This is a genomic window from Nonomuraea sp. NPDC050227, from assembly GCF_044459705.1.
GTDB lineage: Bacteria > Actinomycetota > Actinomycetes > Streptosporangiales > Streptosporangiaceae > Nonomuraea.
In genome coordinates this window covers 424,539-443,280 of the sequence record NZ_JBITJF010000004.1, presented here as the reverse complement: position 1 = coordinate 443,280, position 18,742 = coordinate 424,539, and the positions used below count along the sequence as shown (strand labels likewise).

The 18,742-nt window shown below is 73.7% G+C and carries 17 protein-coding genes; 7 read left to right on the top strand and 10 right to left on the bottom strand.

Going from position 1 to position 18,742, the window contains the following annotated elements:
• Positions 1-42: 42 nt before the first annotated feature.
• From ACIBK9_RS19145 to ACIBK9_RS19130, 4 genes are all read right to left on the bottom strand, one after another.
• Complete coding sequence (locus ACIBK9_RS19145) at positions 43-1,497, bottom strand: tryptophan 2,3-dioxygenase (protein ID WP_397159742.1); 1,455 nt, start codon at positions 1,495-1,497, stop codon at positions 43-45.
• A gap of 271 nt (positions 1,498-1,768) precedes the next feature.
• The gene (locus tag ACIBK9_RS19140; protein WP_397159740.1) at positions 1,769-2,164 is read right to left on the bottom strand and encodes a carboxymuconolactone decarboxylase family protein; all 396 of its coding nucleotides are present in this window, start codon (positions 2,162-2,164) and stop codon (positions 1,769-1,771) included.
• A 34-nt stretch (positions 2,165-2,198) separates the two neighbouring features.
• Entirely contained in the window at positions 2,199-3,026 is an 828-nt protein-coding gene (locus ACIBK9_RS19135) for a tryptophan 2,3-dioxygenase (RefSeq protein ID WP_397159738.1), read from the bottom strand.
• Positions 3,020-4,345 carry an aminotransferase class I/II-fold pyridoxal phosphate-dependent enzyme gene (locus ACIBK9_RS19130; RefSeq protein WP_397159736.1) on the bottom strand — a complete coding sequence of 442 codons (1,326 nt, stop codon included), beginning with the start codon at positions 4,343-4,345 and terminating at the stop codon, positions 3,020-3,022. The genes ACIBK9_RS19135 and ACIBK9_RS19130 overlap by 7 nt, the downstream gene beginning before the upstream one ends.
• Before the next feature lie 227 nt (positions 4,346-4,572).
• Here ACIBK9_RS19130 and ACIBK9_RS19125 point away from each other — a divergent pair, with 227 nt between their 5' ends.
• Both ACIBK9_RS19125 and ACIBK9_RS19120 read left to right on the top strand, forming a co-directional pair.
• On the top strand, positions 4,573-6,015 hold the full coding sequence (locus ACIBK9_RS19125; RefSeq protein ID WP_397159734.1) for an amidase family protein: 1,443 nt from the start codon (positions 4,573-4,575) through the stop codon (positions 6,013-6,015).
• On the top strand, positions 6,012-7,229 hold the full coding sequence (locus ACIBK9_RS19120; RefSeq protein WP_397159732.1) for an amidohydrolase family protein: 1,218 nt from the start codon (positions 6,012-6,014) through the stop codon (positions 7,227-7,229). The genes ACIBK9_RS19125 and ACIBK9_RS19120 overlap by 4 nt, the downstream gene beginning before the upstream one ends.
• 113 nt (positions 7,230-7,342) lie before the next feature.
• On the opposite strand, the gene ACIBK9_RS19115 is transcribed toward ACIBK9_RS19120, so the two are convergent.
• Both ACIBK9_RS19115 and ACIBK9_RS19110 read right to left on the bottom strand, forming a co-directional pair.
• Positions 7,343-8,398: an LLM class flavin-dependent oxidoreductase gene (locus tag ACIBK9_RS19115; protein WP_397159730.1), complete on the bottom strand. Its 1,056-nt coding sequence runs from the start codon at positions 8,396-8,398 to the stop codon at positions 7,343-7,345.
• Between the two features lie 69 nt (positions 8,399-8,467).
• Entirely contained in the window at positions 8,468-9,553 is a 1,086-nt protein-coding gene (locus ACIBK9_RS19110) for a DUF5937 family protein (RefSeq protein ID WP_397159728.1), read from the bottom strand.
• Between the two features lie 100 nt (positions 9,554-9,653).
• Here ACIBK9_RS19110 and ACIBK9_RS19105 point away from each other — a divergent pair, with 100 nt between their 5' ends.
• The 3 genes from ACIBK9_RS19105 to ACIBK9_RS19095 all read left to right on the top strand — a co-directional run bounded on the left by ACIBK9_RS19105 (position 9,654) and on the right by ACIBK9_RS19095 (position 12,115).
• Positions 9,654-10,898: an MFS transporter gene (locus tag ACIBK9_RS19105; protein WP_397159726.1), complete on the top strand. Its 1,245-nt coding sequence runs from the start codon at positions 9,654-9,656 to the stop codon at positions 10,896-10,898.
• Positions 10,899-10,950: 52 nt separating this feature from the next.
• On the top strand, positions 10,951-11,472 hold the full coding sequence (locus ACIBK9_RS19100; RefSeq protein ID WP_397159724.1) for a beta-class carbonic anhydrase: 522 nt from the start codon (positions 10,951-10,953) through the stop codon (positions 11,470-11,472).
• 244 nt (positions 11,473-11,716) lie between these two features.
• Entirely contained in the window at positions 11,717-12,115 is a 399-nt protein-coding gene (locus ACIBK9_RS19095; RefSeq protein ID WP_397159722.1) for a cytochrome P450, read from the top strand.
• Here ACIBK9_RS19095 and ACIBK9_RS19090 read toward each other — a convergent pair.
• The gene (locus ACIBK9_RS19090; protein WP_397159720.1) at positions 12,105-13,580 is read right to left on the bottom strand and encodes an SDR family oxidoreductase; all 1,476 of its coding nucleotides are present in this window, start codon (positions 13,578-13,580) and stop codon (positions 12,105-12,107) included. The two genes, ACIBK9_RS19095 and ACIBK9_RS19090, sit on opposite strands and share 11 nt — an antisense overlap.
• A 170-nt stretch (positions 13,581-13,750) precedes the next feature.
• Here ACIBK9_RS19090 and ACIBK9_RS19085 point away from each other — a divergent pair, with 170 nt between their 5' ends.
• Positions 13,751-15,001: a cryptochrome/photolyase family protein gene (locus ACIBK9_RS19085; RefSeq protein ID WP_397159718.1), complete on the top strand. Its 1,251-nt coding sequence runs from the start codon at positions 13,751-13,753 to the stop codon at positions 14,999-15,001.
• Positions 15,002-15,016: 15 nt separating this feature from the next.
• On the opposite strand, the gene ACIBK9_RS19080 is transcribed toward ACIBK9_RS19085, so the two are convergent.
• Genes ACIBK9_RS19080 through ACIBK9_RS19070 form a run of 3 tightly spaced genes read right to left on the bottom strand, consistent with a single transcriptional unit; the run spans position 15,017 to position 16,076 of the window.
• Positions 15,017-15,283 (bottom strand): DUF3303 family protein, encoded by a 267-nt coding sequence (locus tag ACIBK9_RS19080; RefSeq protein WP_358297913.1) that lies wholly within the window; start codon positions 15,281-15,283, stop codon positions 15,017-15,019.
• The gene (locus tag ACIBK9_RS19075) at positions 15,283-15,678 is read right to left on the bottom strand and encodes a hypothetical protein (RefSeq protein WP_397159716.1); all 396 of its coding nucleotides are present in this window, start codon (positions 15,676-15,678) and stop codon (positions 15,283-15,285) included. The genes ACIBK9_RS19080 and ACIBK9_RS19075 overlap by 1 nt, the downstream gene beginning before the upstream one ends.
• The gene (locus ACIBK9_RS19070) at positions 15,675-16,076 is read right to left on the bottom strand and encodes a rhodanese-like domain-containing protein (RefSeq protein ID WP_397159714.1); all 402 of its coding nucleotides are present in this window, start codon (positions 16,074-16,076) and stop codon (positions 15,675-15,677) included. The genes ACIBK9_RS19075 and ACIBK9_RS19070 overlap by 4 nt, the downstream gene beginning before the upstream one ends.
• Positions 16,077-16,174: 98 nt before the next feature.
• Between ACIBK9_RS19070 and ACIBK9_RS19065 the strand changes: the two genes are divergently transcribed.
• Positions 16,175-18,691 carry an ATP-binding protein gene (locus ACIBK9_RS19065; RefSeq protein ID WP_397159712.1) on the top strand — a complete coding sequence of 839 codons (2,517 nt, stop codon included), beginning with the start codon at positions 16,175-16,177 and terminating at the stop codon, positions 18,689-18,691.
• The last annotated feature ends 51 nt before the right edge of the window (positions 18,692-18,742 follow it).

Below are 18,742 nucleotides of genomic sequence, written 5' to 3'. Positions count from 1 at the left end.
TGGCGGCTCGGCAGGGCGGGATGCGATGCGCGAGGGCGCGGGTCAGCCCTTGTCGCGGGCGGCAGGGCAGTGCTCGGGGTTCAGTGCCGGCCGGGCGTGGTCCGGCCCGAGGTCGGACCTGGCCTGCCACAGCTCGGGGAAGAAACGGTGCTCGACGCTGCGGCGCAGCCAGCCCACACCTGCCGTGCCGCCGGTGCCGGGCACGCCGCCGATGGTGCGCTCGACGGTCAGCAGGTGCCACGAGCGCCATCTGCCGAAGGCGGCGGCCACGTCCGTCAGCGCCTCGGCCAGCCGGAACAGGTCGTCGTCCGGCCCGCGGTCGCGGTAGAGGGCGGCCCATGCCGCGCGCAACGCCTCACCGCCGGGCTCGCCGGGACGGCCGGGCACACCGGTCTCCGTCCCGCGCCTGGCCAGCAGGGCGGTCGCCTCGTCGTAGAGGCTGGTCTGGCGAAGAGCCCGGTAGACCTGCTCTGCCACGCCCGGCACCCCGGCGTGCCGGCGCGCCATCTGCTCGGACTTGTGGCCGAGCACGAACTCCACCATGCGGTACATGTAGGAGTCGATCCCGGAGGCGCCGTCCAGTTCGCCGCGGAAGGCGCCGAACTCCGGCGGTGAGATCGTCTCCAGCACCGACCAGGCGTCGGCCAGCAGGTCGATGGTCCGGCACACGCGCCGCAGGGCCCAGGTCGCGTCGTCCACGCGGTCCTCGACCAAGGCCAGCCGGGCGGCGCAGGCCTCCTCGTACACCAGCTTGAACAGCAGTTCCTTGACCTGGCCCACCAGATAGAACGACATCTCGGCCGGTTGGCGGGTGTGCGGGTGCTGCAACGACAGCAGCACGTCGATGCTCTGGTAGTCGATGTACGGCGTCTTGGTCACAGTCGTCCCCGGCCCTTGGGCCGCGGCCCGGTAGAGCTCGGCGAAACGTGGATCGACGTGCGCGGCGTCGCCGCTGTATCGGTCGGCGAAACGCTCCTGGTACGCGGCGAAGGTCGCCGGATCCGCGTGCAGGAACAGGATGTCGTGCAGGGCCATGTGGCGGATCGCGAACAGCGGGCGCGGCGCGCGCGACACCGCGAACCCGGGGTTGCGGGCGGCCGGTTCCGGGCAGCCCGGATGGAACTGACCGATCATGAGCCCGTCCGCCACCACGTTTCTCTTGACCCGCCGATGCGCTTCGTCCAGCAGCGGCGTACGGTGCTCGGGCAGGCCCCGCACCAAGGTGACCAGCGTGGCCAGGCCCTCCTTACCCTCGGGCGGCCGCCGCCGGGCGAACCGCCCGGCCTGGGCGCGCATCGCGGCGCACAGCTCGTCCAGGCCCTCCCCCTCCTCCAGCGCGGCCACCTCGATCGTGACGGTCCCCGCGTCCAGGGCCGAGCGAACGAAGGGACACACCGCGTTGTCCCGGCCCAGTTCCGGATGCGGACGGGTGAGATAGTCCTCGAACCACGGCAGGATCGCGGCGGCCTCCGCCGCGGAGGCTCGCTCCAGCTTCATGGGAACTCCTTGGTCATGGAGTCGACGTGCGGGACGCCGCGCCGGAAGGTTCCTTCCGGCAGGCGCCGCCTCCTACCCGTCGGCCCATGCCGCGAACGCCGGTCGGACTCGACGTGGGCCGGACGTCAGGACCGGGTAAGGCGCAGGTCAGGATGGTGGAACGGGAACCCGCGACGTCGCGTTGGCACATGGAGCGACAAGGCGCAGGTCACTGCGCCCGCGGCGGCCGTCCTGGTGTGGCGCCGTTCCGTGCGCCGGTGTGCCGGTCGGGTCAGTCCTGGTCCGGCCGCTCCTCCACGATGGCCTTGAGCTGTTCCATCGCGGTGATGACCCGGGGGAAGCCCGCGTAGGGCAGGCACTGGATGAACGTCTCGGCGATGTCGGAGACCGGGACGCCGACGTTCAGCGCGGAGTTGATGTTCGCCCGCATCGGCGCGCCGCCGACGCCCATCGCGGCCAGGGCGGCGAGCCGGACGAACTGCCGTTCGCGCAGCGACAGCACGGATCTGCTGTAGATGTCGGCGAAGGCGAACTCGACCAGGAACCGTCCGAGATCGGGGGCGATGGCGGCGAACTCGTCGAGCATGCGTCCGCCGTCGGCAGGGTCGATCTCGTTCATCAGCTCCAGGCCGCGCTGGTGGCGCGGGTCCTGAGGTCGGTCGCTCATGGCGGGGCTCCTGGGCGCGTGAGTGCGGTGCCGGTCAGGGGTCGAGAACGGTGCGGGCGGCGTAGATCTCGGGGAAGAGCGGCCGGTCGACCAGGGAGGCCAGGTACGGCACGCCGCGGGAGCCGCCGGTCCCCCGCTTGTCGCCGATGACGCGCCGCACGGTGCGCATGTGGCGGAACCGCCACATCTGATGCCGCTCCTCCAGCTCCACCAGGCGTTCGGCCATCTCGTACTCGGCGGCGTGGGCCCGCTGGTCCTCGTAGACGCGGCGGAGCACGGCGACGATCTCCTGGTCGGGTTCCTCGTGACAGCTGTGGGTGCGGTCGAGGTGGCGGGCGGGGACAGGATGCCCTGCCCGGTGCAGGAACCGGATGAACTCGTCGTACACCGTCGGCTGCGCGATCGCCGCGCGCAGGGCGTCCTGCCGCACGGACCCGTCGTACTCCTCGACCAGTTCGGGGCGCTTGTCGCCGAGCCGGTACTCCAGCATCCGGAGCTGGACGGACTGGAAGCCGGTGGCGCCCCCGAGTACGGGGCGGAACTCGGCGAAACGGTCGGGTTTGAGAGTGGCGATGACCGACCATTGCTCGATGAGCTGCCGCTGGATCACGAAGATCCGGTCGAGGGAGCGGAACGCCGATCGGAGCCGGTCGTGCCGGAGTTCGCGGATCGCGTCGTCGAGCTCGTGCAGGATCAGCTTCACCCACAGCTCGGTCGTCTGGTGCTGCACGATGAACAGCAACTCGTCGTGGTGCGGCGGCTCCGAGACCGGGCGCTGGGCGCCGAGCAGCCGGTCCAGGCAGAGGTAGTTCTCGTAGGTCAGGCCGGCGGGGGCGGTCGCGCGCCGACGACGTCTCAGCATGACCGCTCCCAGTTCATCCCGGCCTCCGCCAGCCGGTGCAGCGCCGTCTCGACGCTGCTCAGCGGCGGGCCGAGGAACATCCGCACGTAGGGGACGGCCATGGCCTGTCCCTCCTCGGGCGCCGCCTGCGGGGTCATGGTGCCGGCGCCCAGCAGCACCCCGGCACGGCGCAGGCAGTCGCGGCGGAACCGGGTGACGCCGTCGCGCGCGTCCGCCGCGTACGGCGGCGGCACCCGGAACAGGAAGTAGCTGGTGCAGTTTCCCGGGCAGAGCGCCTCGGCGGGACAGCCGAGCTCCTGCCGGAGAAAGTCGGCCGCCCATGCCCGCTTGTCGGCGCATCCTTGCCGGAACGCCCGCAGGTACGGCTCGGACTCGCCGCCGTCCAGCCACCTCGCCATGGCGTTCTGCAACGGCACCGCGGCGGTGAAGGAGCGCTGGAGCTGGAAGTCGTTGACGAGTCTGTCCAGGATCGGCGGCGGCGCGATGCTGACCCCGATGCCCCAGCCGTTGCAGTTGAACTGTTTGCCCAGGGAGCGCACGGCCAGCCAGCGGACGGGCCGGTCCCCGGCGCCTGGACGGGCGAGCCGTTCGGCGAGCAGCCGCAGGGCGCTGGTCGGCGCGGTGCCCGGATCGGTGACCCCGTAGTAGGCGTCGTCGATGAGCAGGTTCGCCCGCGCCTCGACGGTCAGGCGCACCATGTCGGCGACGAGGTCTTCGTCCCAGTTGACGCCGGTGGGATTGTGCTGGGCGTTGATGACGACGATGACTCCGCGCGGATCGCCCGCCCGCGCCAGCGCCTCGCGCAGCGCCTCCGGTGCGGGCTGGAAGCCCTGCGAGGCCGCCAGCGGCAGGTAGGTCATCCGGAAACCCAGCCCGGCGAACACCCCCCGGTAGTCCCAGCCGGGCGCGGGAGCGATGACGGTGGGGGACGCGGTGCGCGGCGCGTCGGCCAGGATCAGCCGTCCGTAGTCGAACATGGCGTTCCTGGTCCCCGAGCACGTGACGGCGACCTCGAAGCCGGCGCCCGCGGTGAAGCCGGGGGGCAGGGCGTGGGTGCGGGCGATGTAACCGCGCAGCAGGCGTTGCAGAGCGGGCAGGCCGTACTGGGAGATGACGTATCCGTGCGCGTACGACGGCAGCCCGCTGCCGAGCAGACGGGCCAGCCCCTCAGGCGCCTCCGACCACGTCTCCCCCAGGCTGAGGTATATCGGGTCGCCGGACGGCGCGCCGGCGTCCAGGTATTCCGCCACCCATTCGGCGTCCCTGAAATGACCGCGCAGCCAGGAATCCTCGGTCACCTCGTCGAGAACGGTTCCCATGTCAACTCCGCCGTCCGGTGATTCCGGTCGGTCGGCACGATTACCCAGGATATTCGCGCCTTAACAACAGACTTTTCGCGGCTTTCATCTCACCGGCCGCAAAAGCCTCCTGAGTGTCGGCCGAACTCTCGTTCCGGCCCCATGAGGGGCCCGACATTCCGTCCCGCCCGGAGGTGTTACGTTGGGTTGTGGCCGGCTCGTGCGGCGCCCCTGAAAGGTGAACGCTCATGTGTGACGACGTGGCCGCCTGGAGTTCGAAAGCGGCCGTCAACGCAATTCGGGACAGGCGCATATCCGTTTCCGAATACGCGCAATGTCTGCTCCGGCGATGCGCGGAGGAGTCGCTCGGCGCGTTCGTCTCGTGCGACGAGCGCGCCGTCCTCGACGCCGCCGCGCAGGCCGACACGGCGGACCGGCGCGGCCCCCTGCACGGCGTCCTCATCGCGGTCAAGGACAACGTCGACGTCGCCGGTCATCCCACCACCGCCGGCACGCCGGCGCTGCGCGCCCATAGTCCCGGGCGGGACGCCGAGATCTGGCGGCGGCTGCGCGCCGCCGGCGCACTGGCGCTCGGCAAGACCAACATGCACGAGCTGGCCGTCGGCATCACCGGCAACAATCCCGGTTTCGGCCCCGTCCGCAACCCGTGGGCCGCCGATCGGTTCGCCGGAGGCAGCAGCAGCGGCAGCGCCGCCGCCGTGGCCGCCTTCCTGGCTCCGGCCGGTCTCGGCACCGACACCGGAGGTTCCGTGCGGATCCCGGCGGCCCTGTGCGCCGTGTTCGGCTACCGCCCGTCCGCGGGCCGGTATCCGCAGCGCGGCCTGCTTCTGCTCTCCCGCACCAGGGACACCGCCGGCTTCCTGACCCGCACCATGCGCGACATCGTGCTGCTCGACTCCGTCGTGGCCGCGCCCGGCCCCGCCCCCGAACCGGTGCGCTGGGCGGGGCTGCGGCTGGGCGTGCCCCGCCGGCCGTTCTGGGAAGGGCTGGACCCGTCGCTGGCCGCGGTGGCCGAACGCCGCCTGGAGGAGCTGAGCTCGGCCGGCGCCGTGCTGGTCGAGGCCGGCCTTCCGGCGGGCGCCGGCGCGTCGCTCGCCCGCGACGCCATGACGGTGGCCATGTACGAGGCGGCCTGGGAGATCCCCTACTACCTGGCCCAGACGTCGCCCGCGCCCACCCTCGACGAGGTGCTCGCCCAGGTCGCCTCGCCCGGCGTGCGGGCGGCGCTGAACGACGCCCTCGGCCCGGCGCGCGCGTCGGCCGCCGACTACCGGGCGGCGTGCGAGAACCTCTCCCGTCTGGCCGGCGCGCTGTCGGACCATCAGCGGGCCCACCGGCTGGCCGCCCTCGTCTATCCCACCACTCCACTGCCTGCCCAGCCGTTCGCCTGCGAGGAGTCCGTGGTGATCGACGGCCGGGAACACCCCACCTTCCCCACCTTTATCCGGAACACCGACTGGGCCGGCGTCCTCGGCCTGCCCGCGCTGAGCCTGCCCGCCGGCCTGACCGCGGAGGGGCTTCCCGTCGGGCTCGAACTGTGCGCGCCTGCCGGCGCCGACGCCCATCTGCTCCAGATGGGCTGCGCCTACGAGGAGATCTGGCCGCCGCCCGCCCTGGAGCCGGCCACCGCCCACCGTCCCGGCCTCCTGCCGAAGGTCCTGGGCCGATGACCGGCCCGGGCGAGCCGCACCTCCTCGTCACCGCCGCGCAGGGCTGGGACGGCCTGCGCGACGACTGTCTGCGCCCCTTCGAGGTGCTCATGCGCGGCGACCGGATCGTCGAGACCGGCACGCGCGTGGAGCGTCCGCGCGGGACCCGCGTCCTGGAGGCGTCCGGGACGGCGCTGCCCGGCCTCATCGACTGTCACGTGCACGTGGCCTCCGGTGACGGCACGGGCGGCAGACCCGCCTCCCGTCAGGCCCTCGACGCGCTGCCCGCGTTACGGACCCTGTTGACGCACGGCTTCACCACCGTCCGTGACCTGGGCTGCCCCACCGCGGACCCGGTGACGGTGGAGCTGGCCCGCGCCGTGGAGGCCGGGCTGATCGAGGGGCCGCGCATGCTCGTGGCCCCCCACATCATCTCCGCCCGCGGCGGCCACGGCGATCCCCGTTCCACCCTGCAGCCGCCCTACGGAGGCGGCGCGGCGGCGGTCGCGGACGGGGTGGACGAGGTCGTCCGCCAGGTCAGGATCGAGCGCCAGCTGGGCGCCCACTGGATCAAGTTCGCCGCGACCGGCGGCTTCGTCAGCCCCGCGGACGCGGCGGACACCGTCGCCTACACCCAGGAGGAGATGACCGCCCTGGTGGCGGCGGCCCGTGACCTGAACCTGCCCAGCGCCGCGCACGCGCACTTCGACGAGGGCGTCCGCCGGGCCGTGCGCGCGGGCGTCCGCAGCGTGGAACACGGCACCTTCGCCACCGACGAGACCCTGCGCATCATGGCGGAACACCGGACGACTCTGGTGCCCACCCGATGGGCCTGCCACGTCTACATCGACCATCTCGACGACCCGCGGTTCTGGTTGGGCCAGCCGGCGGGCGCGCGGGACAAGGTGGCGCCGGTGGCCGACGACATCCTGCGCAACGCACGCCGCCTGCTGTCGGGTCAGGTCCCCGTCGCCTTCGGCACGGACGCGGGGACCGTTCCGTTCGAGGACAGCTGGCGGGAGTTCGTGGTGCTGGTGTCGGAGGGGATGACGCCCCTGGCCGCGCTCCGGGCCGCCACCTCGCAGGCCGCGCGGCTGCTCGGCCGGCCCGATCTGGGTGTCCTGCGGCCCGGCGCGCGCGGGGATCTCGTCGTCGTCGCGGGAGATCCGTTCGCCGACATCGAGACGATCGGTGAGGTCGCCCACGTCGTCCAGGGAGGGCGGGTGCGCAGATGAAGATCCGGCCGCCGGCGGGCGGAAAGGCGTCCTGCTGCTCCTGCGCGGCGGCCCGGCGCGAGCGGCGGTGTCGGGCTGCTCGCCGTGCTCGGTCCCGTGCGCGGCGGGTCCTGTCAGGCGAGGAGTTCGGCCAGGCGGGCCATCTCGGCGGGTGGGTCGATCACCGGCTGGATGAGCAGTTCGTCGACGCCGGCCCGTTCGAGGGTGGCGATGCGGGCGCGGAGGTCGTCGCGGGTGCCGACCAGGGCCAGGGTGTTCATCAGCGAGGGCAGGATCAGGTCGCGATCCTCCGGCGCGATGCGTCCGAGGTAGCCGGGATAGAGCTTGGCGTGCCGGTCGGGCGCGGTGGCGGTGGTGCCGCGCCGGTCGAGAAGTCGCCGCACGGCCTCGCGTTCCCCGGGGTCCAGACGCCCGGCGAAGGCGTCCGTGTCGGCGGCCGTGTCGGCGGCGAAGGTCAGCAGTGACAGGACGAGGTGGCCGGTCGCGTCCCTGGCCGCGTCGCCGCGGGGATCCTCGTCCTGGTCCAGTACGTGCAGTGCGGTGACCACGTAGGAGGCGGGGTCGCGGGGTGCGCCGCGGGCGGCGTGGCGGCGGGCGTCGTGCAGGGCGCGCCAGGCGGTGGGGTCGAGCAGGCCGAAGGAGATCAGGCCGGTGCCGCGGCGGCCGGCGACGGCGGCGGCCTTCGGCCCGGTGAGCGCGGCCACGACGAACTCGATCGGGTCGTCCGTGTGCACGTGCGCCCCGGCGTGCAGGAACCGGACGTCGCGGGCCCGGTCGCCCTCGCGGTACTCGACGCTCCGCCCGGCACACAGGTCCTGCAGCGCGGCGGTGAAGTCCTCCATCGCCGCCACCGAGGCCGGCCGCATGCCCAGCGTGCGCCGGGCGGTGTTCCCGGTGCCGACCCCGCAGATGATCCGGCCCGGCGCCAGGGCGTTGAGGCTGGCCAGCCCGCTCGCGGCGGCCGGGGCCGAGCGCAGCGCCGGTGAGGTCACGCCGACGCCCAGCCTGATGCGGCTGGTGGCCTTCGCGCACAGCCCCAGGGCGACGAAGGGGTCCCCGTGGAGCATCGGGCTGTCGTTCACCCAGAAACTGTGCAGGCCCAGCTCCTCGGCCCGCACGGCGAGATCCTCCACACCGGGCTGGGCGGCGACCACGACGCCTGCGCGCATCTGACCTCCACGAAAGGATCTCCACGAAAGGATCGGCTCGAACCTCCTCAGCCTGACAGCCGAAGCCGCTCAGCGCAGTACGGCCGTCAGCAGATCCGCGCCCAACGCCGTCAGGTCGGGGACATTGACGGTGTAACGGACATAACGGCCGTGCCGCCGGGCTGTGAGCAGGCCCGCGCGGCGCAGGACGGCGAGGTGGCGGGAGACCTCCGGAGGTGAGAGTTCCCAGGCGTGGGCCAGCTCGCCGGTGGTGTGCGGGCCGCGGGCCAGGGTGCGCAGCAGCCGCAGCCGCACCGGATGCGCCAGCGCCTCCAGCCGCAGCGTGACCGTCTCCAGCGACACCGGCTCCGACGGCCCCGCCTCGGCCACGGGGTACTGCACCACCGGCTGCCATCCGGGCGCGTGCACCACCACCAGGTGCGGGCGGCCGAAGACGCTGGGGAGGAAGGTGACCCCCGTGCCGTGGGCGGTGGTGGCGTTGTCCTGCAGCTTGTCCACGACGATGCGGGTGCCGTCCGGCGCCAGGGTGACGGCGCCGGAGACGGACGCGAGCGCCGCCCCGAGGCCCTGGCGCTTCAGCAGGTCGTTCTTCAGGCGCAGGTCGGTGGCCAGTTGTGCGGCGACGCCCGTCCAGGCGGCGTCGAAGAACGCCTCGGCGCACTGTTCGAGGGTCTCGCGCACCCGCGCCCGCACGGCTGCCGGGTCCGCGAGCAGCCGTTCCGCGAACGCCTCCTGGAGCGCGCCGCGGGCCTGGGCCAGGTCCAGCGCCCGCTCGCGCGCCGTCGCGTCGGTGAGCGGCGACGGCGCGGCGAAGTGCACCCGGTTGCTGCCGCACGTGGTGATGAGCGCGGCGGTCACGTAGGTCTCGTCGTCGATCCGGTCGACATCGTCCAGCTCCTCGGCGAGGGTCGGCCGGGGACGCGCGGGGACCAGGAAGTCGGCTCGTGAGGAACGCCAGAGGAACTCCGCCTCCCTGAGCCGCTCGGCCAGCTCCGGCCGCAGCCCGGCCCAGACGTCCCCGGCCCAGCCGGCGAGCTGCGGGTGGTGCCCGGGTTCGGCCAGCACGTGCAGCATCGCGGTCAGCTCGGCCAGCGGGGAGGCGGCGAACCGCAGCCGTCCGGACGGCAGGCCGCCGATGTCGATCCTCAGCGTCATCCCCACATCATCCCTGGCCGGACGGCAGACGACCGCGTCGGTTGACGGTGTCCGTCAACTGGCGGAGCCGTCCCGGGCGGCCGGACGCATGGTTGACGCCATGGCATCCACCACCACGATCCGGCCGCGCGCCCTCGTCCGCGCCTCCGGAGGCCCCCGCTACGCCGTCGCCCTGGCCGTGGACGCGCTCGGCACCGGCCTGCTGCGGCCCTTCCTGCTGCTCTACGGGGTGACGGTGCTGAGGCTGTCGGCGCCGGTAACCGGCATCGCCATGACGGCCGGCGTCGTCGTGGGCCTGGTGTGCATGCCCGCGGTCGGCCGATGGCTGGACCGGGGCGCACGCAGCACGGTCGTGGCCGCGTCGATGCTGGTGCGGGTGCTGGGGGTGGCGCTGCTGCTGGCCGCTCCGGCGGGGCACGTCTGGCTGTTCGCGACGGCGGCGCTCTTCCTCGGCATCGGCAACCAGGCATGGCCGGCCGCCCACGCGGCTCTCGTGGCCACGGTCGCCCACGGCCGCGACCGCGACGCCGCCCTCGCGGCGGGCCGCGCGCTGCGCAACGCCGCTCTGGGCGTGGGCGCCCTGCTCGCCACCGCGTGCCTGGCGGGCGGCGCCGCCGCGTTGCAGTCGCTGGCGGCCGTCACCGGGCTCGCCTATCTTGCCGCGGCGGCCTTGGCGTGGTCGGTGCGCCTGCGTGCGCGTCCGGCCGCCGCTGCGGCCACGGACGTGACCGGCGGGCCCGCGCCCCGGATGCGCGCGCTGCTGGCCGCCAACGTGGTCTACGTCTTCTGCCTCAACGTCCCCGAGATCGCGGTGCCCCTGGTCCTGGTGACGCAGATGCACGCGTCCCCGGTGTGGCCGGCGGCCGTCTTCGTGGCCAACACGGTGCTGGTGGTGACCTTGCAGGTGCCGGTGACCGTCCTGCTGTCCCGCTTCTCGCGGCGGACCGTGCTGGCGTTCGCCGGCGTGCTGCTCGCCGCGTCCTACCTCGGCTTCCTCGCGGCCACCTCCTTGGGGCCCGGCTGGGGTGTCCCGGCCGTCGCCGTGGTGTCCGTGGTCTGCACCATGGGCGAGATCGTCTACGCCGGCAGCGCGACGGCGCTCGTCACCGCCCTCGCGCCGGCCCGTCTTCTGGGACGCGCCCTCGCCCGCTTCCAGCTCTCCACGGGCTTCGGCCTCGCCGTCTCCCCGGCGGTCATCACCGCCCTCGCCAGCCACGGCCCGGCCGCCCTCTGGGGCAGCCTCTCCACCGCGACCCTCCTGTCCGCCTCCGCCGTCGCCGACCGCCGTGTTCGCCGTCGACGCAGGGGGGCTACACAGCGAGGCAATAACATGTACAGTCAGTAGGGAATGTGGACTATGACCGCGGGCCGCGGCACGTGACAGGAGGACGTCCCCCATGAGCGTCACCGACCAGCTGATCGCCAACTCCGAACGCTACGCCGCCGCCTTCGACTCCGGCGACCTGCCGCTGCCGCCCGCCCGGGGTGTGGCCGTGCTTGCCTGCATGGACGCCCGGCTCAACGTCTACGGCCTGCTCGGCCTGCGCGAGGGCGACGCGCACGTGATCCGCAACGCCGGCGGCGTCGTCACCGCCGGCGAACGTCGCAGCCTGGCCATCAGCCAGCGCCTCCTGGGCACCCGCGAGATCATCCTCATCCACCACACCGACTGCGGCATGCTCACCTTCACCGACGACGGCTTCAAGCACGACATCTACCAGGAGGTCGGCGTCAAGCCCGACTGGTCCGCCGAGGCGTTCCAGGACCTGGAGGCGGACGTGCGCCAGTCGGCCAGGCGCATCCAGGCCGACCCGTTCATCCCGCACAAGGACTCCGTCCGCGGGTTCGTCTACGACGTCGCCACGGGCCGGCTGAACGAGGTCAAGCTGGACGCCGGCCCGCAGGGCTCGTCCGGCTGATCGGGTGCGGATCCGGCGTGCCTCGCCGGGTCCCGCGGCTGTGGCGCCCGTCGGGCGTCCGCGGCCCGGTTGATCGGTGGCGGTCGCGGCGGTCGCCGGGTTGACTGCACGGGTGACCGCGTTGCCCGTGCCCGCCGACCTGGCCCACCGCGTGTCCGGGAGTTGGGTCACGAGACGACCAGGACCCTGCTGGTCAACACCGTGTTGTGCCTGGCGGCCCACCCCGAGGCGCCGGCCCGGCTGCGTGCCGCCCCTTGGCTGGTGCCCGCCGCCGTCGAGGAGGTGCTGCGGTTCCTGCCCCCGATCGGCGGCACCGACCTTCACCACCGGCCCGGCCGACATCGCCGGGCACCCCGTCGAGGCCGGCCGGCGGGTGGTCGCCATGGTGCTCTCGGCCAACCGGGATCCCCGGGTGTTCGCCGAGCCGCAGGAGTTCCGGCTCGACCGGACGTCCGACGAGCACCTCTCCTTCGGCCACGGTGTGCACTTCTGCCTCGGCGCGCACCTGGCCCGGCACGAGGTCGCGATCGCGGTGCACGCACTGCTGCACCGCTTCCCCGGTCCGTGGTCGCTGAGCCGGATCGCGACCGAGCGCACCCCGGTCGGCATCGACGTGCTCGATCTGGCGCTGGTCAGCTCGTAGCCGCGGACCGATCCCTGCGGCGGGCCGCGGCGGCCACGTTGACCGGCATCCGGCCGAAGATCAGGCCGTGGAAGGGCGAGATCGCCCACCAGTACAGATGGCCGAGCAGGCCGTGCGGATGGAAAATGGCACGTTGCGTGTAGATCGTCCGGCCGCCGGAGCGGGTGACGCCGAGCTCCAGCCAGGCCAGTCCGGGCAGCCGCATCTCGGCGCGCAGCCGCAGCAGCCGTCCGGGCAGCACCTCCTCCACCCGCCAGAAGTCGATCGAGTCGCCCACCCGCAGCCGGGCCGGATCGCGCCGGCCGCGCCGCAGCCCCACCCCGCCCACCAGCCGGTCGGCCAGGCCCCGCAACTGCCACGCCATGGGCAACGAGTACCAGCCGTTACGGCCGCCGATGCCTTCGATCACCTGCCACAACGCCTCCGGACCGGCCTGCACGACCAGGCTGCGGTCGTCCACGAACAGGCTGCCGCCCGCCCAGTCGGGATCGGTGGGCAGCGGATCGCTCGGCGCGCCCGGCGTGGACGCCGAGGACCAGCGCGTGGCGACGTCGGCCTCCTTGATCTTCATCAGCGCCAGCGACACCGCCCGCCGGAAGCCGACCAGCCCGCCCTCGGGGTCGGGGACGTGGCGGGCGATGTCGTGCTCGCCGCACACGGCCTCGTTGCGCAGCGACTCCACCAGCGGGCGCGCGATGCTCGCGGGGACGGGCGTGACCAGCCCCACCCACAGGCTCGACAGCCGGGGGGTGAGCAGCGGCACCGGGATGATCAACCTCGGCGGCAGCCCGGCCACCGCGGCATAGCCGTGCATCATGTCGGCATATGTGAGGACATCAGGCCCGCCGATGTCGAACCCCCGGTTGACCGTTCCCGGCGCATCCGCCCACGCCACCAGGTAGCGCAGCACGTCCCGCACCGCGATCGGCTGCGTCCGGCTGCGCACCCAGCGCGGCGTCGTCATCACCGGCAACCGCTCGGTCAGGTATCGCAGCATCTCGAACGAGGCCGACCCCGACCCGATGATCACCGCGGCCCGCAGCACCACCGCCGGGACCGCGCCGCGCAGGAAGATCTCCCCCACCTCGGCCCGCGACGACAGGTGCGGCGAGAGCCGCTCGTCCGCGGTCAACCCGCCCAGATAGACGATCCGGCGCACGCCCGCCTCGGCCGCCGCGGCCGCGAACGTGCGCGCCGCCAGGCGGTCCCGCTCGGCGAACCGGCCGCTCGTCCCCATCGCGTGGATCAGGTAGTACGCGACGTCCACCTCGTCCAGCGCCCGGCGCGTGCGCTCGGCGTCGGTGGCGTCGGCCTCGACGGCCTCGACCCGGTCGGCCCACGGCAGATCGCGCAGGCGTCCGGCCGAGCGCACCATGCACCGCACGTCGTGACCGGCGGCCAGCAGCTCAGGCGCCAGCCGCCCGCCGATGTACCCCGTCGCCCCGGTCACCAGGCACAATGCCATGCCCACGCACCTTCCCCGTCCCTCGGGCCTCATGCCGGAGCGGGCCGGTCATCGTCACGTCCACCAGCACTGCCGCCGCGCGCGTGCGGGCGCGGCCGGCGGGGCATCTGTGAGGCATGGGGGAGGTGCACGGTCGCGGCAGGCCGCGGGGGGCCGTGAAGGGACCGTCGATGGACACGGTGATCGTTCTGCTCAACAGGGACCTGCGGGTGCACGACCACCCGGCCCTGACGGCCGCCTGCGAGCGCGCCCGCGCCGTGCTCCCCCTGTTCGTGCTGGACGAGACCGTCCCCGCCGGCCGCCGCCGCGGCTTCCTGCTGGAGTGCCTGGCCGACCTGCGGGCGTCCTTGCGGGCGCGTGGCGGGGACCTGGTCGTACGGCACGGCGACGTCGTGACCGAGACCATGAGGCTCGTCCAGGAAACCGGAGCCGAGGCGGTCTTCGCCAGTGCCGACGTCAGCCTGCTGGCCAGGCGCAGGCAGGACCGGCTGGCTCGCGAACGGATCGCGTACGAGCTCTTCCCGGGGGTCACGGTGGTGCCGCCCGGCACGCTCACCCCGTCCGGGGGCGGCGATCACTATCGGGTCTTCACGCCGTACTGGCGCGCCTGGAGCCGGCACCGGCGCCGTCCCCTGCTCGCGGCCCCCGACCACGTCCCCACGCCCCGCGGCCTCGACGCCGGGCGGCTGCCGGGCCCGCCCCGGCCGGAACCCGTGCCCGGCGGCGAGACCGCCGCCCGCGACCGCGCCCGCCGGTGGATCCGCCGCGCCCTGCCGGGGTACGCCGACGGCCACGACGACCTGGCCGGCGACCGCACCTCCCGGCTGAGCCCGTACCTGAGGTTCGGCTGCCTTTCGCCGCTGGAACTGGCCCACCTGGCCGCGGGCAGCGAGCCGTTCGTCCGCCAGCTGTGCTGGCGCGACTTCCACCACCAGGTCGCCCACGCCTTCCCGCGGATCAACCGGGACGACTACCGCCCCCGCGGCCACCGCTGGCGCGACGACGAGGACGCGCTGCAGGCCTGGCGGGAGGGCATGACCGGGCTGCCCATCGTGGACGCCGGCATGCGCCAGCTCCTGGCCGAGGGCTGGATGCACAACCGGGCCCGCCTCATCGTCGCCTCCTACCTGGTCAAGGTCCTCGGGATCGACTGGCGGGCCGGCGCCCGGCACTTCTTCGAGCACCTCCTCGACGGCGACGTGGCCAACAACTCGGGCAACTGGCAGTGGATCGCCGGCACCGGCAACGACACGCGTCCCAACCGCGCCTTCAACCCGCTGCGCCAGGCCCAGCGGTACGACCCGGCGGGCGACTACGTGCGCCGCCACGTGCCCGAGCTCGCCGGCGTGCCCGCCGCCCACGTGCACCAGCCGTGGCTGCTGGGCACTCCCCCGGCCGGGTACCCACGTCCGATGCTCTGACCGGCGACGTCCGGATCAGCCGTCAAGGGCGGCGGCGGTCGCGGCTCCGGGCGCCACCGGCACGATCTCGAACTCGACGAGGTCCGACCACTCGGCGACCCAGCGTTGCAGGAGTGCGATGTCGTCACATTCCATGAGCTGGAAGCAGCGGCTCAGGTCGGCCGTCACCCAGCTGGAGACGAACACCAGACCTTCGCCGGTCATCCGGCCCTTCTCCCGGAACCGCCGGTAGACGGCCTTGGCGTCCTGGCCGCGGAAGCGTTCGATCACCATGAACAACATCAGTCCTCCGACGGCTCCCCGTCCGGGACGGGCCGGAAGCCGGAGCACAGGATACGCAGCCAGGCGATGCGCTCGCCGGCGACGCCGTAGTAGACCTGCTGTTCGACCAGGTGACGGGTGGCGCCGGTTCGCACCTGGAGGCGGTAGGCGAGATGGTTCCGGTCGCCCACGTGGCCGGTGGCGACGTGCAGGAGACGTTCGATGTCGTCGCCGGGTTCGAACCACTGGCCGAGGATGATGCGGTCCACGACCTCGCCGGGGTCGTCGGCGTCCCAGTGGGCTCCGGGGGTGAGCGCCTTGAAGTCGACCGGGTCGCCGAGCAGGGCGTGCAGCGTGGCGCGGTCCTTGGCGGCCAGCGCCCGCGCGAACGCCGCTCCGAGCGCGTCCCCGTTCACCGGCGTTCCTCCTCCGCCTGGAGGGTCACGGGGCGGCCGTGCTCCTTCCAGGCGGTGAGCCCTCCGTCGAGGTGGGCGACGTCGGCGTAGCCGAGTTCCCGCAGCGCCAGGGCGGCGAGCGCGGAACGGCCGCCTGACGCGCAGTACAGGATGGTCGTGGCGGCGGGATCGAATTCGGGCCGATGGTGGGGACTGGCCGGATCGGCCCAGAACTCCAGCATGCCGCGCGGCGCGAGGACCGCGCCGGGAACCCTGCCGTCGCGGGCGATCTCGCCCGGTTCGCGCAGGTCGATCAGGGTCGCCGTGCCCGACTCCAGGGCCTCGGCCACCTCTGCGACCGACAGGTTGCGTATCCGTGCGCGAGCGTGCGCGATCATTTCGGTAACGGAGCTTGCCATGCGCGGGTCCTTTCAGGAGGCTTCCGCCATCACACCTCATGCTCGAAGCCGGCACATCCGTGCTCAGTACGGAGCTTTTCTGGGGGATGATTCGCGTCATGAAGGACGCCGCGCTGCCGGAGGCGTTACGGTCCGCCGGGGTCACCAAGCGGGAGGCGGAGGTCTTCTGGCTGGTCGGTGACCGGCTGGCGAACCGGGAGATCGCCGACCGGCTCAGGCTGTCCGAGCGGACCGTGGAGAGCCATGTGTCGTCCCTGCTGCGCAAGCTCGGCCACCCGGCCAGGCGGGACCTGGTCGAGGGCGCGGCGCGGCTCCGGCGCCGGGCGCACGCCCTGCCCAGGCCGTTGTCGTCGTTCGTCGGCAGGGAGCGCGAGCTTCGCGACCTGGCCGGGCTGGTCGCCGGCGGCCGCATGGTGACCCTGACGGGGCCCGCGGGCATCGGCAAGACGCGCCTCGCCCTGCGCCTGGCCCACGAGGCGGCCGGGCCGGCTCCCGCGGTCCTGGTCGATCTGGCCTCGGCCGCGCCCGGCAGGCCGGTCGAGCGGGCGTTCGCCGACGCGCTCGGGGCGGGCGGCGACGGCAGGGACCTCGGCCCGCAGCTCGTCGCCGCGGTCCGGGCGGGCCCGTGCTGGCTGCTGGTGGACAACTGCGAGCACGTCGCCGACGCCGTCGCGGCCCTGCTGGCCGGGCTGCTGGCGGCGGCCGGCGGGCTGCGCGTGCTGGCGACCAGCCATGGGCCGCTGCGGGTGAGCGGCGAGGTCGTCTACCAGGTGCCGCCGCTGCCGGTGCCCGGCGAGGGCGCCGAGCCCGGCGAGATCCTGGACTGCGCCGCCGTCCGGCTGTTCACCGACCGCGCGGCCGCCGTCGTGCCCGGCCTCGCCGTCACGCCGGCCGACGCGGCGGTGGTCGCGACGATCTGCCGCCGCCTGGACGGCTTGCCGCTGGCCATCGAACTGGCCGCCGCACGCACCCGGTTCGCCTCGCCCGGCGAGCTGCTCCGCCTGCTCGACGACCGGTTCGCGCTGCTGACCGACGCGCCGCGGCCCAACCGCCACCGCACCCTGGAGGAGGCCCTGCGGTGGAGCTACGACCTGCTGGACGGCGACGAGCGTCTTCTGCTGGACCGCTGCTCGGTGTTCCCGGGCGAGTTCGACTACGACACCGCGACGCTGGTGCTGGCCGCGCCGCCGCTCACCGGCGCCGGTCTCACCCGGCTCTTCCCGCGTCTGCTGGACCGTTCGTTGATCTCCGCTCGCCGCCAGGGCGGGGAGACGCGGTACCGCCTGCTCGACAGCGTCCGCCAGTTCGCCGGCAACAGGCTGGCCGAACGGCAGGAGTACGAGGAGATCCACGACCGCCACGCCCGCCACCATCTGACCCACGCCGTGTCGCTCGCCCCCGCGTTGCGCGGCCAGAACCAGCCGGCGGCCCTGCGCTGGTTCGCCGACCGCTGGACCGACCTGCGGACGGCCATGGGACGCGCCCTCGACTCCGGCGACACCGCCGCGGCCTGGGGGCTGCTCACCGGCATCGGCACCGGATGGGAGATCCTCGGGGCCCGCGGCGAGCTGTTCACCTGGGTGAACGCGCTGCTCGACCGTCCGCTCCCGGACGGCTCCGCCGGGGTCCGCGCCGCGATCACGTCCTGCCTGCTGCTCTGCTACCAGGACACCGACAGGGCGCTGGAGCTGGCCCGCCGGGCGGCGGAGCACGCGGCGACCGAGGAGGAGCAGGCGTCGGCCGCCCTGGCGGCCGGCCAGGTGGCGCTCTACCGGCGCGGGCACGCCGAGGCGGCCCGGGCGCTCGACGGCGCGGCCGCGGTCTTCGAACGGCTGGGCGACGACTGGCATCACGCGCTGGCGTTGTCCGTGCTCGGGAGCATGGCGAGCGACACCGCGACCGCGGTGGACCGGCTCCGCGCCGCGGCGGACCTGTTCGGCCGCCTCGGCGACCACGTGAAACGCGCCAACTGCCTCAACCACCTCGCGGGCCGACTGATCCGCGACGAGGTTCGCCTGGCGGAGGCCGAGACCTGCCTGAACGAGGCGCTCGACCTCGCCCTGAGCACGGGAAGCGACCACGAACGCCTGCACGCCCAGCTCCACCGGGCCCGCCTCACCCAGCACGGCGACGACCAGGAGGCGGCGACGGCGCTCCTCACCGAACTCCTGCCGGAGTTCCACCGCATCGGAGACCTTCGCTGCGCGACCTACTGCCGTCTGGGGCTCGGCCGCGCGGCCGCCTCGCGCGGCGACCACCGGCGCGCGCGACGCCATCTCCTCCAGGGCGCCGGCACCGCGATCTCCCTCAACGACCACAACCTGATCGCCGCCGGCCTGCGGCTGCTCGCCGAGACCGAACACGCCGCCGGCTTCGCGGCCCGCTCGGCCCGGCTGCTGGGCGCCGCGACACCCACCGGCCCCGGCGGGCCCGACGGCCCCGACGGCCCCGACGATGCGGGCGGGGCAGGCGGGCCGGGCGACAGCCGGCTGCGGCGCGCCCTTCGCGCGGAGCTCGGCGGGACGGCCTTCGCCGCCGCACTCACCGCCGGCCGCGACACGCCACCCGCCGAACTGCTCGAAGCCCTCAAGGCCGCGGACGCGGGACCCGGGTGAGCTCCAGGCTTCGTCGTCAGGCGGCGGTCGCATGTGGAACTCCGCTGGAGG